Consider the following 19,777-nt stretch of genomic DNA (forward strand, 5'->3'; position numbering starts at 1 on the left):
CTCTGCTATGAGATAAGAAATTTCATATTATGCTTTGAGGCTGAATGATTTGTGCAAAATATAATTATTTTCCCATCGAACATGAGGTGTATGTCATAAGATAAAATGTTAACTATGTATTCCTCGCGGTAAATAATATGAGGTAAAATATGAAAATTGGAACTGTGGCAGGCACTAACGACAGTACAACGACAATCGCAACAAATGATATGGTGCAAGAGCATGTTACCAACTTCACTAAAGAACTGTTTGGGTATATTGCAAATGGTATAGGTGATGATATATCAAGTATTGCCAGGACAATGCTCGGTGAGGTTGTGGAAAAAATAGATGATTGGCAAATAGAACGGTTCCAACAATCTATTCAAGATGACAAAATTTCATTTACCATACAAACGGATCATTCAGAAAAATATAGTATGCTATCGGGCATGCGTGCTCATATTCTACGTAGGAATAATAATTATCAGTTTATTGTGACAATTAATAGCAAAAATTACGGTTGCTCTCTTGATAATACCGATATTAATTGGTGCAGTATTGTTTATTTACTTAATAATATGACAGTAAATGATAATGCTAATGATGTTGCAGTTACTGAGTCGTACAAACCCATCTGGAACTGGAAAATATCGCAATATAATGTATCTGATATTAAATTCGAAACAATGATAAAACCCCAGTTCGCTGACAGAATCTATTTCTCCAATTGTTTACCCGTTGATCCCACAAGTACCAGACCAACCTATTTTGGTGATACCGATGGCTCAGTCGGTGCAGTTTTGTTCGCGCTTTTCGCAACGGGACATTTGGGAATCATGGCTGAAGGAGAAAATTTCCTTAGCCAGTTGCTTAATATAGAAGATGAAGTTCTCAACGTATTGCTAAGGGAGAACTTTAATGAGCAACTTAACACTAATGTTAATACAATAATCAGTATCCTGAACAGAAGAGACATTATTTTAGAAAGTCTTCAGCCTTATTTAGTTATTAATAAAGACGCTGTGACGCCATGTACGTTTCTGGGCGACCAAACCGGCGATCGATTTAGCAATATCTGTGGTGATCAATTTATCATCGATTTGTTAAAACGCATAATGAGTATCAATGAAAATGTTCATGTATTAGCTGGAAATCATGAAACGAATTGCAATGGTAACTATATGCAGAACTTCACGCGTATGAAACCACTCGATGAGGATACCTACTCTGGGATAAAAGATTATCCTGTATGTTTCTATGACCCCAAATACAAAATAATGGCAAATCATCATGGGATAACTTTTGATGATCAGCGAAAACGTTACATTATAGGACCGATAACAGTCTCTATTGATGAAATGACCAATGCTCTCGATCCGGTCGAATTAGCGGCAATTATCAATAAAAAGCATCATGCTATAATTAATGGCAAAAAGTTTAAAACTAGCCGGGCTATCTCTTGTCGATCCTTTAATCGTTATTTTTCTGTTTCGACAGATTACAGACCTAAACTTGAAGCACTATTAGCATGTTCACAAATGTTAGGTATAAATCAAGTTGTTGCACATAACGGAAATGGTGGAAGAGAACGCATAGGCGAAACGGGGACAGTTTTAGGTCTTAACGCCCGTGACAGTAAACATGCTGGAAGAATGTTCAGCATGCATAATTGCCAAATTAACCCTGGTGCAGGGCCTGAGATAACCACTCCCTGGAAGTCTTACCAGCATGAAAAAAACAGAAATGGACTTATGCCTTTGATTAGAAGGCGCACAATGTTACAGCTCTGAACCATAGACAACATGAATATTAATGTTACTATCTGGTTGAGACTGTTGATAAAACGTAAAAAGGAATGCTCTGTTCCTGCAACTGAACAGGCGTGAAACGCTATCCAACAGGATGGATACCGTTTTGTCAGCCAGTTTTATAGATCACACTTATGAGTATGCGTGTTTCATTTACGGCCAGGAATGCTGATGATGACAACATTACTACCCGTTTTCACTAAGCCTTCCCCGTTGGCGCTCAATGCTCTGCGCGCTGGTCGTATTTGCCGTTTCCTTCTTATCCCGGATGGAAGAATCCGCTGAACGTCGTTCGGCGGCAGTTGTAACACGCGTCGTTTGCTTACAGGGATTATGGCGGGTCGATTATGGATAAGAGTAAGCGCCATCTGGCGTGGTGGGTTGTCGGGTTACTGGCGGTGGCGGCTATCGTGGCGTGGTGGCTGTTGCGCCCGGCAGGTGTGCCGGAAGGCTTTGCTGTCAGTAATGGGCGCATTGAAGCGACGGAAGTGGATATTGCCAGCAAAATTGCCGGGCGTATCGACACCATTCTGGTGAAAGAAGGCAAGTTTGTTCGCGAAGGTGAAGTGCTGGCGAAGATGGATACTCGCGTGTTGCAGGAACAGCGACTGGAAGCCATCGCGCAAATCAAAGAGGCACAAAGCGCCGTTGCTGCCGCGCAGGCTTTGCTGGAGCAACGACAAAGCGAAACTCGTGCCGCACAGTCGCTGGTTAATCAACGCCAGGCAGAACTGGACTCCGTAGCAAAACGTCATACGCGTTCCCGTTCACTGGCCCAACGAGGGGCTATTTCTGCGCAACAGCTGGATGACGATCGCGCCGCCGCTGAGAGCGCCCGAGCTGCGCTGGAATCGGCGAAAGCTCAGGTATCGGCTTCTAAAGCGGCTATAGAAGCGGCACGCACCAATATCATTCAGGCGCAAACCCGCGTCGAAGCGGCACAAGCCACTGAACGGCGCATTGCCGCAGATATCGATGACAGCGAACTGAAAGCCCCGCGTGACGGACGCGTGCAGTATCGGGTTGCCGAGCCAGGCGAAGTGCTGGCGGCAGGCGGTCGGGTGCTGAATATGGTCGATCTCAGCGACGTCTATATGACTTTCTTCCTGCCAACCGAACAGGCGGGCACGCTGAAACTGGGCGGTGAAGCCCGGCTGATCCTCGATGCCGCGCCAGATCTGCGTATTCCTGCAACCATCAGTTTTGTCGCCAGTGTCGCCCAGTTCACGCCAAAAACCGTCGAAACCAGCGATGAACGGCTGAAACTGATGTTCCGCGTCAAAGCGCGTATCCCACCGGAATTACTCCAGCAGCATCTGGAATATGTCAAAACCGGTTTGCCGGGCGTAGCGTGGGTGCGGGTGAATGAAGAACTTCCGTGGCCTGACGACCTCGTGGTGAGGTTGCCGCAATGACGCATCTGGAACTGGTTCCCGTCCCGCCTGTCGCGCAACTGGCGGGCGTGAGCCAGCATTATGGAAAAACCGTTGCGCTGAACAATATCACTCTCGATATTCCGGCCCGCTGTATGGTCGGGCTGATTGGCCCGGACGGCGTCGGGAAGTCGAGCTTGTTGTCGTTGATTTCCGGTGCCCGCGTCATTGAACAGGGCAATGTGATGGTGCTGGGCGGCGATATGCGCGACCCGAAGCATCGCCGCGACGTCTGCCCGCGCATCGCCTGGATGCCGCAGGGGCTGGGCAAAAACCTCTACCACACCTTGTCGGTGTATGAAAACGTCGATTTTTTCGCTCGCCTGTTCGGTCACGACAAAGCGGAGCGGGAAGTGCGAATCAATGAGCTGCTGACCAGCACCGGGTTAGCACCGTTTCGCGATCGTCCGGCAGGGAAACTCTCCGGCGGGATGAAGCAAAAACTTGGGCTGTGCTGCGCGTTAATCCACGACCCGGAACTGTTGATCCTTGATGAGCCAACAACGGGGGTTGACCCGCTCTCCCGCTCCCAGTTCTGGGATCTGATCGACAGTATTCGCCAGCGGCAGAGCAATATGAGCGTGCTGGTCGCCACCGCCTATATGGAAGAGGCCGAACGCTTCGACTGGCTGGTAGCGATGAATGCCGGAGAAGTGCTGGCAACTGGCAGCGCCGAAGAGCTACGGCAGCAAACGCAAAGCGCTACGCTGGAAGAAGCATTTATAAATCTGTTACCGCAAGCGCAACGCCAGGCGCATCAGGCGGTAGTGATCCCACCGTATCAACCTGAAAACGCAGAGATTGCCATCGAAGCGCGCGATCTGACCATGCGTTTTGGTTCCTTCGTTGCCGTTGATCACGTTAATTTCCGCATTCCACGCGGGGAGATTTTTGGTTTTCTTGGTTCGAACGGCTGCGGTAAATCCACCACCATGAAAATGCTCACCGGACTGCTGCCCGCCAGCGAAGGTGAGGCGTGGCTGTTCGGGCAACCGGTTGATCCAAAAGATATCGATACCCGCCGTCGGGTGGGCTATATGTCGCAGGCGTTTTCGCTCTATAACGAACTCACCGTGCGGCAAAACCTTGAGTTACATGCCCGTTTGTTTCACATCCCGGAAGCGGAAATTCCCGCAAGAGTGGCTGAAATGAGCGAGCGTTTTAAGCTCAACGACGTTGAAGATATTCTGCCGGAGTCATTGCCGCTCGGCATTCGCCAGCGGCTTTCGCTGGCGGTGGCGGTGATTCATCGCCCGGAGATGTTAATCCTCGATGAGCCTACTTCTGGTGTCGATCCGGTGGCGAGGGATATGTTCTGGCAGTTGATGGTCGATCTCTCGCGCCAGGACAAAGTGACTATCTTCATCTCCACCCACTTTATGAACGAAGCGGAACGTTGCGACCGCATCTCACTGATGCACGCCGGAAAAGTGCTTGCCAGCGGTACACCGCAGGAACTGGTTGAGAAACGCGGAGCCGCCAGTCTGGAAGAGGCATTTATCGCCTATTTGCAGGAAGCGGCAGGGCAGAGCAACGAAGCCGAAGCGCCGCCCGTGGTACACGACACCACCCACGCGCCGCGTCAGGGATTTAGCCTGCGCCGTCTGTTTAGCTACAGCCGCCGCGAAGCGCTGGAACTGCGACGCGATCCAGTACGTTCGACGCTGGCGCTGATGGGAACGGTGATCCTGATGCTGATAATGGGTTACGGCATCAGTATGGATGTGGAAAACCTGCGCTTTGCGGTGCTCGACCGCGACCAGACCGTCAGTAGCCAGGCGTGGACACTCAACCTCTCCGGTTCCCGTTACTTTATCGAACAGCCGCCGCTCACCAGTTATGACGAGCTTGATCGTCGGATGCGTGCGGGCGATATCACGGTGGCGATTGAGATCCCGCCCAATTTCGGGCGCGATATCGCGCGTGGTACGCCTGTGGAACTCGGCGTCTGGATCGACGGAGCGATGCCGAGCCGTGCTGAAACGGTAAAAGGTTACGTGCAGGCCATGCACCAGAGCTGGTTACAGGATGTGGCGAGCCGACAATCGACACCCGCCAGCCAAAGCGGGCTGATGAATATTGAGACGCGCTATCGCTATAACCCGGACGTAAAAAGCCTGCCAGCGATTGTTCCGGCGGTGATCCCGCTTCTGCTGATGATGATCCCGTCAATGCTAAGCGCCCTTAGCGTGGTGCGGGAAAAAGAGCTTGGGTCGATTATCAACCTTTACGTGACCCCCACCACGCGTAGTGAATTTTTGCTTGGTAAACAGTTGCCATACATCGCGCTGGGGATGCTGAACTTTTTCCTGCTCTGCGGCCTGTCGGTGTTTGTGTTTGGCGTACCGCATAAAGGCAGTTTCCTGACGCTCACCCTGGCGGCGCTGCTGTATATCATCATTGCCACCGGAATGGGGCTGCTGATCTCCACCTTTATGAAAAGCCAGATTGCCGCCATTTTCGGAACGGCGATTATCACGTTGATCCCGGCGACACAGTTTTCCGGGATGATCGATCCGGTAGCTTCGCTGGAAGGGCCTGGACGTTGGATCGGCGAGGTTTACCCGACCAGTCATTTTCTGACTATCGCCCGCGGGACGTTCTCGAAAGCGCTGGATCTGACTGATTTGTGGCAACTTTTTATCCCGTTACTGATAGCCATCCCGCTGGTGATGGGCTTAAGTATCCTGCTGCTGAAAAAACAGGAGGGATGATGCGCCATTTACGCAATATTTTTAATCTGGGTATCAAAGAGTTGCGCAGTCTGCTCGGTGATAAAGCGATGCTGACGCTGATTGTCTTCTCGTTTACGGTGTCGGTGTATTCGTCAGCGACCGTTACGCCAGGATCGTTGAACCTCGCGCCGATCGCCATTGCCGATATGGATCAATCGCAGTTATCGAACCGGATCGTTAACAGCTTCTATCGTCCGTGGTTTTTGCCACCGGAGATGATCACCGCCGATGAGATGGATGCCGGACTGGACGCCGGACGCTATACCTTCGCGATAAATATTCCGCCTAATTTTCAGCGTGATGTCCTCGCCGGACGCCAGCCGGATATTCAGGTGAACGTCGATGCCACGCGCATGAGCCAGGCATTTACCGGCAATGGGTATATCCAGAATATTATCAACGGTGAAGTGAACAGCTTTGTCGCGCGCTACCGTGATAACAGCGAACCGTTGGTATCGCTGGAAACCCGGATGCGCTTTAACCCGAACCTCGATCCCGCGTGGTTTGGCGGGGTGATGGCGATCATCAACAACATTACCATGCTGGCGATTGTATTGACCGGATCGGCGCTGATCCGCGAGCGTGAACACGGCACGGTGGAACACTTACTGGTGATGCCGATAACGCCGTTTGAGATCATGATGGCGAAGATCTGGTCGATGGGGCTGGTGGTGCTGGTGGTATCGGGATTATCGCTGGTGCTGATGGTGAAAGGTGTACTGGGCGTACCGATTGAAGGCTCGATCCCGCTGTTTATGCTGGGCGTGGCGCTCAGTCTGTTTGCCACCACGTCAATCGGCATTTTTATGGGGACGATAGCGCGTTCAATGCCGCAACTGGGGCTGCTGGTGATTCTGGTGCTGCTGCCGCTGCAAATGCTTTCCGGTGGTTCCACGCCGCGCGAAAGTATGCCGCAGATGGTGCAGGACATTATGCTGACCATGCCGACGACACACTTTGTTAGCCTCGCGCAGGCCATCCTCTACCGGGGTGCCGGATTCGAAATCGTCTGGCCGCAGTTTCTGACGCTGATGGCAATTGGCGGCGCATTTTTCACCATTGCGCTGCTGCGATTCAGGAAGACGATTGGGACAATGGCGTAAATACAATTGCCCGATGCGTAAGCTTATAGGGACTACGCATCGGTGCAATTTATTGAATTTTAGTTGTTTTTAGGCCGGATAAGGCGTTTATGAACTGACCCCCAAAACCTGGACAGTTTCAGTTAACCGGCTTTTTGATACTCAGTCCTGTATTCAGGGCAAGATTACGAAAGCCCGCTCCCCGCAAGGACTGACGCCAGATAGTTTCTGTCCATGGCTGCTTTTCGCATCTTACGTCTTAACCCTGCCTTGAATACCTTATCATTCGTCAAAATATTAATAGCAATGTGCCGTATCCCTGAAAATAATTCTGCTGCATTTCCTCTTCTTATTTTGCAGTCGTCTTCATTCATTACCACGTCCAGACGCCAGTGCAGCTTATTCTCCACGTGCCAGTGATTTCGGATCGCTGTGGCGAATTTCTCAGCGGTTAAATCAGCAGAACTGATATAATATCTGACCGTCATTTCTGGCTCTTTCTTTTGTTCTGCTATTATGGACCGAAAGGAGACTGCCACGCATAATTTCTTCAGCCCTTTCCATTCAAACGTGAAATCAATAAGTTCATCAGGGACATCGCAAACAATATGAAGACGGATTTCTTCTCTGCCGTGACTCTTTTCACTGATTGCGTAACTGTCATGCTCTGGATTATTTAATTCTTTCAGCGGAAATTTTTCCTCAAAGGCTTTATTTAGCCGCCCCTGGGTTCCTTTTACCGCGAATAAATAATCACCTCCCTGTTTTTGTATCTTCTCTGCAATATCTTTCTGGCAACCCATCGCATCAGTTGTGATGATTTTTCCTTTAATATCCAGCATGTTAAGAAGTTCTGGGATAGCTGTAATCTCATTAGATTTCTCATCCGTCTTGATCTGTCCGATGACCAGACTGTGCATTGTTGAGAACGCACTAATGACATGAATCGCTCCCCTGCGGCGACTCTTGTCATAAGAGTGCCGGAGCGTTTTTCCATCAATTGCAATGACGTCTTTATCATCTGAAGAATGGCAGTCACGCATCCAGTTAATAAAGCACTCGTGAAATTTTGCAGGACTGATACAGGATACAACTCTGGCAATGGTATCGTGAACAGGAATACCATTTTCAAAATCACCATATTGCTTCAAAAAATCGAGATGTGTTTCCCCAAAATCCTCTATATCTTCCCAACCTTCTGCACCAGAAATAACGGCACAAATAGTCAACAGTAGAATATCCGATAATTTATGTTCCACTTTCCAGGTTTGTCTGTAATCGGGGATAATAGAAATATGTTCCATCAATTTTTTAAGTTCCATTTTGTTCTCCTTAATTAGGTAAGGAGTATTTGATCATGTATAAGCAATAAAAAACAGCTTCAGGTAATAAGGAATATCTCAATTTTTAAACATAAAATGCGAATTATTTAGTGCAAAAAGTGAACTTTTGATGATCTTTCCCTGGCCGTTGACTCGATTGCCGTAGCTCGAACGCAAGCACTCTTATCATTCAATGCCATATTGTTCAAAATATTAAAAACATTATCTTCGCATTTTTTGCAAATTTATATTTGCCCGAGTATAAATGCTCCGATATCTCTACGGATATAATTTTTGTCAGTGCAGAATTCAATTGCCAATCTAACAGCGTCTTGCCCCCCTCTTAACTGTAATACTCTGGCAGATGAAATCCTTTTCAAGGAATTGCGATCATCAAGTAAGCGAAATAATTCATCATCATTTAGTTTCTTACATTTATTATATAAACCATACTCTTTACTTGCCTTTCTTTTCTGGTATGTATTTGACATTGCAGGAACCTCCATAAAGGCTATCTTTTTCTATCGTTTGACTGTCTGGAGTCCTCCACCTACTCTGCCATCAGCGCACACGATGTTTGATTATCCTTACATACTTATTTTCCGTGGCCAAAATTCAGAATTCTCCCATCATTTTTGCCTATTTCTATAATAAAAACCCCACCAGCAATTTGGTCTGAGTGAATGGTACCTTCAACAACCCAACTTGTTGTTAACTCAGTGATTTCGTATGGTTTTTCTTCTTCTGCGGCATCCTGTCCATAACGATTCTTAACATATATCTCAGCTAATTCCAATGCTATAGCTTTATTTTTAACCAAATTTCTAACGGTATATTTACCTTCACTTTCATACTTGCGCATTATTTTAATATTATTATTACACTGCGCCCATGTGTTGTATGTAAAAACAAACAAAGATACAATGACACAGTTCCTAAACAATATTTTTTTACATATTACCATGAACTCTGCAGACATTAGGTAATCCTTTTCTGTTTGTTATTTCCTTCCCGTGGTTATCTATTGCTTTAAAATTACCACTGGGCGTACCTAAATAAAATGACTTGATATTGTTATCTTTACTTTTAACTATTTTCTCATCTTTACCTGAAAATATTTCGTCCCAATATTCTCCATGACTATCTGCACCATGAGTATGATAAGCTGATACTTTCTCAGTACCATTAGGGCAAGGGCTATTGAATGGATATGATCCTTTTCTTTCTCCTCGGTTAGGTGCTGTTGAGAAATATCTGCCACTATTATCCTTACATATTAAACCAGCGAACTCTTTATCTTCGCAAATAGATTGGCTATTTATTTTATTTAAGGCGTCATATGCGGTGCTATCTATAGAATCAAATTTATCTGGACCTATCATAGCGGATAGTGTGCCGCAAAGACCATTAGTACATGCCCCCGATTTTGCATCCTCCCACATAGATAAACCCAGGGGGTCGATGTCTGATATCGGATTCAATTGATATCCATACAGGTTCCATCCCCCCTTCAGTCCAATCGGATCCTGAGTGATATATCGCCCCTGCAGCGGGTCATAATAGCGGTGGCGGTTGTAATACAGGCCGGACTCCTCATCATACTGCTGCCCCGGCAGCCGGATAAGCTGCTGCAGCTGATGCGGGTTCTCTTCATTCAGCAGGTTGCCCCATTCATCATATTCTGCGCACCACGCTGTTGCCCCTTCCGTGCTGATGAGCGCCAGCGGCAGGCCGCGATGGTCGCAGTGGTACAGGTGGATTTTTCGCGCCGGCGTGTACACCGGGTCCATCTGGTTTTGCATCTGCTCCACGGTCAGGCCGCACGATGCCAGCCAGCGGCGGCTTTCCTCACTCACCCGGTCAGCCAGGATTTCACTTTCCAGCCGGTCGAGCATCTGCACCAGCACCGGCGGGAACACCACACTGCCACCGTCTTCGCCGCCGGACTGCTGAAGGGCATCCGCCAGGCTGCGGCGCTGCGTTTTCGCCAGCTCACCGGTGGCAGTTTCGACCCTGATGAGTGGCGTGAAGCTCCCCGGCTGATAAATCGTCTGGATGCGGCTCCTGTCGTTCTGTATCGTGGTCAGCCGGTCGCCGTCCCAGCCGTACCAGGTCACTTGCGGTTTCCGTGACAGCGACATCCAGCCCGTCAGGTCCCGTTCACGCCGCCACACCCGTTTTGCCACCCTGCGGCCCAGCGGGTCGTAAAGATAGCGACTTTCGACCAGCGGCTCTTCATATTGTGTCCGCGTGTAGTGCACCAGCCGGTGCTGACTGTCGTAATGGTACCGGTGAGTCCGCTCATCATCCGTGCGGATAACCCCTTCCGGGATGAGGTCGGTTTTCTCTGTCAGCCTGCCGTGACGGTCATACCGGTAAAGATAGTGCGCGTCACGGGCGATACGGTTATCCGGCCACATGCTGAGGGTGCTGTCCGGGTGCAGCTCCGGGTCGGGCAGGCGGTTACCTGCCGGGTCTGTGGCATACGGGATGCGGATATCCAGATTCGCTGCGGTGGTGTGAACGCCGGTCAGCCTGCCGGTGGTGCTGTAGCTGTAACTCCGGGTCTGGCGCGGGCTGCTGATGCGGATGAGTTCGCCGTTGTCGTTCCAGGTGTAATCGCGGTCAGACAGCAGGCTGTTCAGGTGCTGGCTCTGTAACTGCCCGGCAGGGGTATAAGCGGTGGTGAGTTCATAACGGCCGAAGCTGCGCAGCGTTTCCCGGTGCAGGCGGTCGCGGGTGTACTCCACCAGCGGTGTGTCGCCGAGTTTCATGCCTGCCAGGTAACCGCTGCCGTAGGTCAGCCATTCCACGGCGGGCAGGCTGTCCGGTATACAGCGGTTCGCCAGCCCCTGCGCGTTGTACGCATGTCTGGTCTCATGCTGCCAGAGCAGTGCTTCCGTCTGCGGGTGATGCACCGTCTGACGCTCACCGGTCAGCCGGCCTTTCTCATCATACCTGTAATGCACCGCCACCCGGTGCCCTTCGCTGATATGGCTGATGTCTGTCAGCCAGCCACGTTCGTCATACTGCCACCGCTCTGCGGTTTCACCCTTCACGGTGCGGTGCGTGAGGCGGTCTGCTTCGTCATAGTGCCAGTGGGTGACCAGACCCTCATCCTCGCTGCGGATAAGTTTGCCGGTCAGGTCGTGGTGATAACGCTGTGTGCGGCCGTCAAAGCCGGTTTCCTGTATCAGCCGGTCAAGTACATCGTAACGGAAGGTGGTGTGGCTGCCGTTTTCACTGGTCAGGCGGATGACCCGTCCGGCAGCATCGTATTCCATACTGCGCGTCAGCCCGCCCTGCGTGGTACGGACGGCCTTTCCCCACGCATCGTACTGTGTCCCGTTTCTGCTGCCGTCCGGGGCAATGACGGCGGTCAGGTCACCGGCGATGTTGTATTCATACCGCGTTTCATGGCCCTGCGTGTCTTTCACGGCAATTAACTGTCCACGGCTGTCGTATGCGCGGTACTGACTCAGCCCTTCCTCGCGGTGCACCGCCGTCATCTGCCCGAAGCGGTCATGGTCATAACGGGTTACATAACCGGAACAGTCGGTGAAGCTCAGCAACTGACCGTAACGGCTCCACGTCATGGTTTTCCGGCTGCCGGTGGCATCTTCCGTTGCGCAGGGTAAGTCACTGTGTGGATTATCATAACGGTAGCGGGTGATATCGCCGTCAGGGGCAGTTTCCTGAATCAGACGGCCCAATTCATCATATTCCCGGCGCAATTCCAGCCCGTCAGGCCCGGTGGCTGACGTTAACTGGTTGTGGTGGTTATAGTAAAACGCCGATGCCCTGCCATCCGGCGTGGTTATGCGCGTGATGAGGCCCGTCACCACATCCGGGCTGTACTCTGTTGTCCTGCCTGCGGCATCCGTCTGTGCCCTGAGCCTGCCCACGGCGTCAAACTGACTCTGCGTGACGCTGCCGTCCGCGTGTTCCTTTTTCACCACCCGCTTCAGCCCGGCTTCGCCCTGCGTGTGCAGCACTTCACGGCGGTCCAGGCTGTCGGTGATGGTGATGCGGTCTTTCTCATACTGATACGTGTAGCTTAAGCCTGCCGGGTTTAGCTGTTCTGTCACCCGCCCGTCGCTGTCGTAACGGTAACGGATTTCCGGCCGGCCCGTGTGACGGTGCGCCACCATCCGGCCCCGGTATTTATCATCGTAAGTAAAGCTGCGCACCTGTTTGCCACTACGGTCATACACCACCGCCAGTTCGCCGCGGGGCGTCCAGCCATAGCGCACCAGCGGCGCGGCAGGTAAATTCTCCGGGTATTCCGGGTCGTGCGTCAGCCACACGGCAGACAGACGGATGCCGTTGTCCCGGCCATATTCGGTGTAACCCGGCAGGGTATCAGGAAAAGCGGACGGTTCCGTCCCGCCGGAAATGGCCTGCTGCCGGGCTTCTTCTGCCCGCTGCGCCTGCGTGGTCAGTACCAGCCGGAAGTGACGCCAGGCACCATCCGTCACGCCGGTGATTTCGCCGCTGAATTCACCGGCGGCTTCGCGGTGGAACGTCTGTGTGCGCCCGAAGCGGTCCACCAGCCCGGTCAGTACCCGGTACGGCGGCAGCGGCGCAGGCAGCACCTCATCCGCTTCCGGCACCCGCTCACACCAACCGAGCAGCCACCACGGCCCCTGCGGACTGTTTGTCGCCAGATAACGATGCGGACTTAAGCGGAGTTCTTCCGGCAGCGCCTGCCAGAGTGCGGCCAGCCGGTGACCTTCATCCAGTTTCGCCACGCCGCCGCGCACCAGCCACAGTGACTCGCTGCGGCTGTAACCGTCCTCACCGGGAAACAGGTGCTCAAAATACAGGCTTCTGCCGCCGTTATCACTGAGTATCAGTGTGTTATCGCGCAGCTGTAAGCGGATATCCGCAGGCATTTTCCAGCCGGGGCCGAGGCTCCCCACCGGCGCGGGCGTTTTTGTCCGGTAACTGCTGTAGGTGCGGGAGAGGATGAACGGCAGCGGGCCGGGCAGGGCGATGTCGGTTTCACCGGGAAGGACCTTTGCACCGAGCAGGGGATTGACCGGATGGCCGGACGTCACTCCGCCGGGGCACACCGAACAGGCCACGCCGGTGGGGGCACCAATACGTACCCCGGCTGAACCCTGAACAATGCTACCGCCATACTGCGTCATGTCACCCTGACGCGCCGCCGGTTTTCCGCTCATCGTAAAATCCTTTTCTATTATTTTAATGACAGTATCTTCATACGAAAAAGCGAAGAAAAACTTGTGGTCACAATGAATTGAAGATTTTTAGGAATATATTTAGAACGTTACAAAAGAGAAGGTTCGGATAGGGTATTTAGAGAGGAATCAGGTGTGCTAGTGGCCCTTTGTTGATCGTTCACCAAAGGACCCAATAATAGACTCAATCTTCCTTCGGCAAGCACTGCAAATGCCCGTGCCGCACGCCGCGCTGGGCGATAACGTCATCGGCAAAATGCTGCACGTCACCCATGTCACCTTTCAACACGGCGATTTCCAGACAGTCGTCGTGGTTGATGTGCACATGCAGCGTGGCGACGGAGAGGTCGTGGTGATGATGCTGGGTGGAGACAATGCGGCTGGCTAAGTCGCGTTTTTCGTGTTCATACACATACGACAGCACCGCGAAACCTTGCGTGCCGTGCTGCTGGGTGGCCTCTTGCGCCAGGGCGCTACGCAGAATGTCGCGGATAGCTTCGGAACGGTTGTTATAACCACGACGCTGGCTCAGGCTGTCCAGCGTCTCCAGTAAATCGTCATCAAGCGTGATGGTGACTCGTTGCATTTGCGTTAAACCTTTTCTGTGGTGCGACGGCGCACGGGGAATGCGGGTAATACCGCGTTTTGTAGCACACGTCCGGCGTCAGAGGAAAAGGTTAATTTCTCTCCCACCACCTGGGTTTCGACGATTTGTCCGTTGTCCATAACCATTACCCGCTGGCAAAAGCGTTCTACCAGGCGTAAGTCGTGGGTGATGAACAGGCAGGCGGTGCCAAACTGTTGTTGTAGCTTTTTCAGCAGGCGAATGACACCCGCCTGTAACACGAGATCAAGGTTAGAAACGGCTTCATCCAGAATCAGTAGTTTCGGTTCGACCGCCAGCGCGCGAGCCAGGCAGACGCGCTGGAGCTGGCCGCCGCTTAACTGCGGTGGGCGTTTGTCGAGAACGCTGTCATCGAGATCGACCGCCTTCAGCATTTCGCTGGCGCGCGCCAGTTGTTCGGATTTTTTCAGTGATAGCAGGTGGCGCATCGGTTCACGCAGGATCTCGCGCACGGTTTTGCGCGGATTCACGGCGCTGATGGAGTCCTGAAATACCATCTGAATATCGCGGCGGAACGCTTTACGCTGGGCGCGATTGAGTTTCGCCAGCGGTTCGCCACGCCAGCTAATATTCCCCTGCGCGGGCGATTCTAAACCCACCAGCAACCGCGCGAGGGTACTTTTCCCGCAGCCGCTGCGCCCCAGCAGGGCGACGGTTTCGCCGCTTTTCAGGGTCAGGGAAACGTTATTCAGCACCGCCTGATGTTGATGTTTTCCGTTAAATCCACCGTGCGCATAGTGATGGGAAAGGCCGGAGATGTTAAGTAAAGTCATGATGCCAGCTCCATACCGTAGAGGGCGAGATGAGCGGAAACCAGGCTGCGCGTCACTGTATGTTTGGGGGCGTTAAACAGCGTTTCTACATCGCCCTGTTCGACAATCTTACCGTCAGACATCACCGCCACGTCATCCGCCAGACGCGCCACAACGCCCATATCATGGGTCACCAGCAGCATTCCCGGCGCTTGTTTTTGCATAATGCTTTCCAGCAGATCGAGGATGCGCGCCTGTGCTACCACGTCAAGGTCGGTGGTCGGTTCATCGGCGATGATAAACGGTGATTCACACAGCACCGCCATCGCAATCATCATGCGCTGCAACATGCCGCCGCTCATCTCGAACGGGTACAGCTTCAGCACGCGCGCGGCGTTTTCCAGCCCCACCGCTTCTATGGCAGCGGTAAGCGTAGCGTCATCGGCGGGTTTCCCTAACGCCAGGCAGGTTTCCCGCGCGTGGGTGTGCATGGTGTGCAGTGGATTAAAGGCGCTGCGCGGGTTCTGCATGATGGTGGCAATTTTGATGCCGCGCAGGGCGCAAGGCGAAACCGGTTTGCCATCGGCTAAAATTTCCCCCGCCGTCTGGCGAACGCCAGCGGGCAAAATGCCCAGCGTTGCGGCGCAGGTTAATGATTTCCCGCTGCCGCTACCGCCGACTAACGCCAGCACGCGCCCGCGTTGCAGGGTTAACGATACACCGTGTACCAGCGGCTGCGCGGCCTGTAGCGCGATATTACGTAGTTCAATCTGTTGCGGCATTAGTGTGCGTGCTCCGTCACCAGATGAGGGTCCAGATGATCGCGCAGTGCGTCACCCACCAGGTTAAAGGCCATCACGCTGATAAACAGCGCCAGCCCCGGCCAGAACATTTGCAGCGGCTGGGTCCAGATATACTGGCGCGCGTCGTTAATCATCACGCCCCATTCGGCGGTCGGCGCGGTCACACCGAGGCCAAGGAAAGACATCCCCGCGACGTGCAGCATCATATGGCCGATATCCAGCGTTGCCAGCACCAGCAGCGAAGGGATCACCGCGCCTGCCAGATGATCGACAAACACCCGCACATGGCCCGCACCGGAAAGCCGTGACGCCAGCACAAACTCGCGTTGGCGTAGTGAAATCACCAGGCTGCGCACCATGCGTGCATACCACGCCCAGTGCGACAGGGCGATGGCGATAATTACGTTGGTCAGCCCGGTGCCGAGCACGCCAACCATAAAGAACGACAGAATCGAGGTCGGGAAGGTCATAAACATATCGGCGACGCGCATGGTGGCCTGATCAACGCGCCCGCCAATCAACCCGGCGCTGCCGCCAATAACCAGCCCTAATGTCAGCACCAGCAGCAGGCAGGCCATTACCGAACCGAGCGACACGCGGGTCGCTGCCATCAGCCGCGAGAAAATATCGCGACCTAAGTGATCGGTGCCCAGCCAGTGCTGCGCATCCGGCGAAAGCAGGCGCGACGGCAAATCAATCGCCTGTGGGTCATACGGCAGCCACCACTGGCTGGTGAGCGCAATCAGCGCCAGCAGGGCGATAATGATCAGCGCCAGGCGTACCGACCAGCGGGAAGAGAGGAAAAAGTTCACGCGTGCGCTCCTTCATGACGACGAATGCGCGGGTCCAGCGCGGCGTTGAGCAAATCGACAATCAAATTACAGACCACAAAAACCACCACCATCATCAGCGTAAAGCACTGGATCACCGGATAGTCACGGTTAAAAATCGCCGACACCGCATAGCGCCCGACGCCCGGCCAGGCAAAGATGTTTTCGATAATCATCGTCCCGCCAATCAGTTCGCCGATATGCATCCCCACGGCGGTGATCATCGGCAGCGAGGCATTGCGCAGGATGTGGCGACGTTCGGTCTGTTTGTCGTTCAGGCCGCGCAGACGCGCCCAGGTGACGTGACGCTGACCGGCGACGTCCAGCATACTGGCGCGCAGTAAACGCGCGTTAATCGCCAGCGACATAAAGGCAATGGAAACCGCAGGCAAAATGATGTGCTGCCAGCCGCCGTAACCCATCGCGGGTAGCCATTGCAGATACACCGAAAACGCCATCACCAGTAAAAACGCCAGCCAGAAGTTAGGCATCGACACGCCAAGAAACGCGATGAAACGTACGGCGAAATCCGGCAGACGGTCGCGATGGCGCGCCGCCCAGATACCGAGCGGTACGGAAGTGAGCAGAATTAATACCAGCGCCGCACCTGCAAGTTCCAGCGTGGCGGGCAGGAAGTTCAGCATATCGTCCAGTACCGGGCGTTGGCTGGCGAATGAGATACCAAAGTCAAGATGCAGCGCCTTCCACAACCAGGTGCCGTACTGGACGTACAGCGGCTGATCCAGTCCCAGCATGGTGCGGGTAGAGGCCAGCATCTCCGGCGTCGGCGACAGGTTAGACAGACGCAAATAATCGAGCGCCGGGTCGCCGGTACCGAGGCGCAGCATCAGAAAAATGATCACCGAGGCGGCGAGCACCATCGGGATCAGCAGCAGAAAGCGGCGTAATACGTAACGCAACATTAAGGTTTCACCGGTTTAATCTGTTCGAACGGAATTTCGGTGGCGATCGGCGCGTAGGGGATGTTACCCAGCTCCGGTTTTGATACCACCATCATTGAGATGTAACTGATAGGCAGATAAACCGCCTCGTCATGCAGACGGGTCAGAATGTCGCGATACAGCGCCTGACGTTGCGTTTCGTCATGGGTCGCCAGCACTTCGCCGATCTCTTTATCAATCAGCGGTTTGTCGGCTAATCCTTGCTGTGCCTGGAAGTCAGCGTGTGACGGTACGCGCATTGAACTGAGGAAGGCGTGTGGATCATATGGCGCGCCCCAGGTGCGGTGGAAAATCATGCCAAAACGACCGTCGCGCTGACGAGCATAGATACTGCTCTCTTCTTCGCCAATCAGCGAGACATCTGCGCCAATCTGGCGCATATCAGCCTGAATGATTTCCGCCATCGATTTGCTTAACGCATCGGTGCCGATGAACGAAAGTTCAATGCGCAGCGGCTGACCATTTTTCTCGCGGATGTCTTTGCCCGCAGGCAGCGTCCAACCGGCTTTTTCCAGCAACGCTTTCGCTTTTTGCGGATCGTACTGGCTCGGTTTCAGGCCGAGGTTGGCGTAGGGCACAGAAGGGGCAAACAGGGTGTCGGCGACCTGCTGGGTGCCATACAACGCGTTATCAATCAGCGATTTTTTGTTTACCGCGTAATTAAGAGCTTCACGTACTGCCAGCTCGTTGGTGGGGGCTTTGGCGGTATTGAGCGCCAGCATCACGGTTTCGATCGGCTGTGACAGTTGGGTGTGGTAAGCCGGATTCTGGCTAAAGCGGGCGAAGGTATCGAGCGGTAATAACCCTTCGTTTCCGTACAGCAGGTCGATATCGCCAGTTTCAAACGCCACCGCGCGGGTAGTCGGGTCCGGGATGACGTTAAAGGTGATCTTTTTAATCGCTGGCTTTTCGCCCCAGTAGTTTTCGTTACGGACGAAGACATCGTACTGATTCAGTTTCGATTCCTGCAAAATCCACGGTCCGGTGCCAATCGGCGCTTTAATTCCGTTCATGGTTTCATGGTTTTTAAACTGCGAGGGAGCGATAAAACGGAAAGGACGGGGCAGGGCCAGTTCTTGCAGGAAAGGATAGTAGGCGCTTTTCAGGGTAATTTGCAGCTCTGTTTTACTGAGTGCTTTAACATCAACAATCTGGTTTGCCAGCTCCAGCCAGGCGTGACGTTGACGGTTATCGAGCACTGCGCGGAAGTTTTCTGCCGCCGCCTCGGCATCGAACGGTTCACCGTTGGAGAATTTCACGTCATCACGCAGGGTGAAGGTCCAGGTTTTACCATCTTCTGAATGAGTCCAGCTTTTTGCCAGCCACGGGATCACCGAACCGTCTGCCTGATATTTCACCAATGGTTCATAAACCATGCTCTGGGCGAACATCTGGTTAGGCGTGTAAAGGTGCGGGTTTAGTGGCCCGACATTCACCGGCCAGGCGGTGGTGATTTCATCTGGTGCAGCGGCATGGACGATAAAAGACGCACAAGCCAGCAGCGCAAATAGAGTGCGGCGGAGTGTGGAGAGCATGGTAACCCCAATGGATTAAAATAGATGGCGGAAATAAGTATGACGATTTTAAGTATTCGTCATACTGATTACCTGTTCTGGATCAATAGATGGGCAGTCGGGTGGGCGGATCAGTTAACTGAATCGATCCATTGCACACTGTCGGCGGTGAGCGTAAAGGGAGTAGGGGTGCAGATCGCAAGGCTTAAATTTTCAAGCTGACAATGGCTGACTGACAGCGAGGAGTGATAGGTGCTGTCTACGCTGACGATTTGCCAGGCGCTGCCGCCACGCTGTTTAACGATGGCTTCTTTGCGCGTCCAGATGCGCCAGAACATTTCCAGTTGCTGATCAGGATGCACGGCGTCCATCTCAGCGTGTTCCCCGAGGCTGAATACGGCGTTCGCCAGCCAGCGCCAGTTGGCGCGCGGGCGAATCACTTCGATATCGCAGCCGACTTCGCCTTCATCACTCAACAGCAGGGCGATATCGTCACCGCTATGGCTTAAGTTGAACCATAGCGGCATTTCCGGCGCAAATGCAGGTTTGCCTTGTTCGCCATAGATGATCTCCGGTAGCGGGGAAAGCGTGTGCGAAAGCAATGCACGCCCCGCCAGCCAGCGTTCGCGTCGTGGACCTTGCGGTGCTTGCTCGCGTAAACCCGGTGGCAGTGGAGCTGCGCTTAAGGTCGAAACTTTCCCCAGAACTATCCGATACATATCAGG

Annotated in this window: 15 protein-coding genes and 1 pseudogene; 5 read left to right on the forward strand and 11 right to left on the reverse strand. The window is 52.9% G+C overall.

Going from position 1 to position 19,777, the window contains the following annotated elements; genetic code table 11:
• Nucleotides 1-149: 149 nt before the first annotated feature.
• The 5 genes from KXD89_RS01145 (at nt 150) to KXD89_RS01165 (ending at nt 7,061) form a co-directional block, all read left to right on the forward strand.
• On the forward strand, nt 150-1,772 hold the full coding sequence (locus KXD89_RS01145; protein WP_001393583.1) for a YhiJ/YhiL family protein: 1,623 nt from the start codon (nt 150-152) through the stop codon (nt 1,770-1,772).
• Nucleotides 1,773-1,961: 189 nt separating this feature from the next.
• Entirely contained in the window at nt 1,962-2,075 is a 114-nt protein-coding gene (yhiY, locus tag KXD89_RS01150; protein ID WP_001296785.1) for a protein YhiY, read from the forward strand.
• Nucleotides 2,076-2,137: 62 nt separating this feature from the next.
• Nucleotides 2,138-3,205 (forward strand): HlyD family secretion protein, encoded by a 1,068-nt coding sequence (locus KXD89_RS01155; RefSeq protein ID WP_000361477.1) that lies wholly within the window; start codon nt 2,138-2,140, stop codon nt 3,203-3,205.
• Entirely contained in the window at nt 3,202-5,937 is a 2,736-nt protein-coding gene (rbbA, locus tag KXD89_RS01160; protein ID WP_000149156.1) for a ribosome-associated ATPase/putative transporter RbbA, read from the forward strand. The genes KXD89_RS01155 and rbbA overlap by 4 nt, the downstream gene beginning before the upstream one ends.
• Nucleotides 5,937-7,061 carry an ABC transporter permease gene (locus tag KXD89_RS01165; protein ID WP_001216257.1) on the forward strand — a complete coding sequence of 375 codons (1,125 nt, stop codon included), beginning with the start codon at nt 5,937-5,939 and terminating at the stop codon, nt 7,059-7,061. The genes rbbA and KXD89_RS01165 overlap by 1 nt, the downstream gene beginning before the upstream one ends.
• Before the next feature lie 164 nt (nt 7,062-7,225).
• Here the strand turns inward: KXD89_RS01165 and KXD89_RS01170 are convergent, their stop codons facing one another.
• The 11 genes and pseudogenes from KXD89_RS01170 to acpT all read right to left on the reverse strand — a co-directional run bounded on the left by KXD89_RS01170 (nt 7,226) and on the right by acpT (nt 19,771).
• Nucleotides 7,226-8,362 (reverse strand): ISAs1-like element ISEc1 family transposase, encoded by a 1,137-nt coding sequence (locus KXD89_RS01170; RefSeq protein WP_000420980.1) that lies wholly within the window; start codon nt 8,360-8,362, stop codon nt 7,226-7,228.
• Between the two features lie 140 nt (nt 8,363-8,502).
• A pseudogene (locus tag KXD89_RS01175) lies at nt 8,503-8,853 on the reverse strand (lyase); the annotation flags it as partial.
• 104 nt (nt 8,854-8,957) lie between these two features.
• Nucleotides 8,958-9,341, reverse strand: a complete 384-nt coding sequence (gene yhhH / locus KXD89_RS01180; protein ID WP_001271686.1) for a protein YhhH — start codon at nt 9,339-9,341, stop codon at nt 8,958-8,960.
• Complete coding sequence (rhsB, locus tag KXD89_RS01185) at nt 9,313-13,548, reverse strand: rhs element protein RhsB (RefSeq protein WP_000015298.1); 4,236 nt, start codon at nt 13,546-13,548, stop codon at nt 9,313-9,315. Before rhsB ends, yhhH begins: the two co-directional genes overlap by 29 nt.
• Before the next feature lie 202 nt (nt 13,549-13,750).
• Nucleotides 13,751-14,152, reverse strand: a complete 402-nt coding sequence (nikR, locus tag KXD89_RS01190; RefSeq protein WP_001190062.1) for a nickel-responsive transcriptional regulator NikR — start codon at nt 14,150-14,152, stop codon at nt 13,751-13,753.
• A gap of 5 nt (nt 14,153-14,157) precedes the next feature.
• Complete coding sequence (nikE, locus tag KXD89_RS01195) at nt 14,158-14,964, reverse strand: nickel import ATP-binding protein NikE (RefSeq protein WP_000173631.1); 807 nt, start codon at nt 14,962-14,964, stop codon at nt 14,158-14,160.
• Nucleotides 14,961-15,725, reverse strand: a complete 765-nt coding sequence (nikD, locus tag KXD89_RS01200; protein ID WP_001136229.1) for a nickel import ATP-binding protein NikD — start codon at nt 15,723-15,725, stop codon at nt 14,961-14,963. Before nikD ends, nikE begins: the two co-directional genes overlap by 4 nt.
• Nucleotides 15,725-16,558: a nickel ABC transporter permease subunit NikC gene (gene nikC, locus KXD89_RS01205; RefSeq protein ID WP_001008963.1), complete on the reverse strand. Its 834-nt coding sequence runs from the start codon at nt 16,556-16,558 to the stop codon at nt 15,725-15,727. The genes nikD and nikC overlap by 1 nt, the downstream gene beginning before the upstream one ends.
• On the reverse strand, nt 16,555-17,499 hold the full coding sequence (nikB, locus tag KXD89_RS01210) for a nickel ABC transporter permease subunit NikB (protein WP_072647353.1): 945 nt from the start codon (nt 17,497-17,499) through the stop codon (nt 16,555-16,557). Before nikB ends, nikC begins: the two co-directional genes overlap by 4 nt.
• Nucleotides 17,499-19,073: a nickel ABC transporter substrate-binding protein gene (gene nikA / locus KXD89_RS01215; protein WP_000953361.1), complete on the reverse strand. Its 1,575-nt coding sequence runs from the start codon at nt 19,071-19,073 to the stop codon at nt 17,499-17,501. Before nikA ends, nikB begins: the two co-directional genes overlap by 1 nt.
• 110 nt (nt 19,074-19,183) lie before the next feature.
• Nucleotides 19,184-19,771: a 4'-phosphopantetheinyl transferase AcpT gene (gene acpT, locus KXD89_RS01220; protein ID WP_000285774.1), complete on the reverse strand. Its 588-nt coding sequence runs from the start codon at nt 19,769-19,771 to the stop codon at nt 19,184-19,186.
• Between the last annotated feature and the right edge of the window lie 6 nt (nt 19,772-19,777).

Origin of the sequence: Escherichia sp. TC-EC600-tetX4 (assembly GCF_019356055.1) — a bacterium.
Taxonomy (GTDB): domain Bacteria; phylum Pseudomonadota; class Gammaproteobacteria; order Enterobacterales; family Enterobacteriaceae.

What these genes read in the sequence shown, in the direction of transcription:
- yhiY (WP_001296785.1), top strand. Translation starts at nt 1,962, where the DNA reads ATGATGACAACATTACTACCCGTTTTCACTAAGCCTTCCCCGTTGGCG.
- KXD89_RS01170 (WP_000420980.1), bottom strand. Translation starts at nt 8,362, where the DNA reads ATGGAACTTAAAAAATTGATGGAACATATTTCTATTATCCCCGATTAC.
- nikB (WP_072647353.1), bottom strand. Translation starts at nt 17,499, where the DNA reads ATGTTGCGTTACGTATTACGCCGCTTTCTGCTGCTGATCCCGATGGTG.
- KXD89_RS01155 (WP_000361477.1), top strand. Translation starts at nt 2,138, where the DNA reads ATGGATAAGAGTAAGCGCCATCTGGCGTGGTGGGTTGTCGGGTTACTG.
- nikA (WP_000953361.1), bottom strand. Translation starts at nt 19,073, where the DNA reads ATGCTCTCCACACTCCGCCGCACTCTATTTGCGCTGCTGGCTTGTGCG.
- acpT (WP_000285774.1), bottom strand. Translation starts at nt 19,771, where the DNA reads ATGTATCGGATAGTTCTGGGGAAAGTTTCGACCTTAAGCGCAGCTCCA.
- nikR (WP_001190062.1), bottom strand. Translation starts at nt 14,152, where the DNA reads ATGCAACGAGTCACCATCACGCTTGATGACGATTTACTGGAGACGCTG.
- nikD (WP_001136229.1), bottom strand. Translation starts at nt 15,725, where the DNA reads ATGCCGCAACAGATTGAACTACGTAATATCGCGCTACAGGCCGCGCAG.
- KXD89_RS01165 (WP_001216257.1), top strand. Translation starts at nt 5,937, where the DNA reads ATGCGCCATTTACGCAATATTTTTAATCTGGGTATCAAAGAGTTGCGC.
- rbbA (WP_000149156.1), top strand. Translation starts at nt 3,202, where the DNA reads ATGACGCATCTGGAACTGGTTCCCGTCCCGCCTGTCGCGCAACTGGCG.
- nikE (WP_000173631.1), bottom strand. Translation starts at nt 14,964, where the DNA reads ATGACTTTACTTAACATCTCCGGCCTTTCCCATCACTATGCGCACGGT.
- yhhH (WP_001271686.1), bottom strand. Translation starts at nt 9,341, where the DNA reads ATGTCTGCAGAGTTCATGGTAATATGTAAAAAAATATTGTTTAGGAAC.
- KXD89_RS01145 (WP_001393583.1), top strand. Translation starts at nt 150, where the DNA reads ATGAAAATTGGAACTGTGGCAGGCACTAACGACAGTACAACGACAATC.
- rhsB (WP_000015298.1), bottom strand. Translation starts at nt 13,548, where the DNA reads ATGAGCGGAAAACCGGCGGCGCGTCAGGGTGACATGACGCAGTATGGC.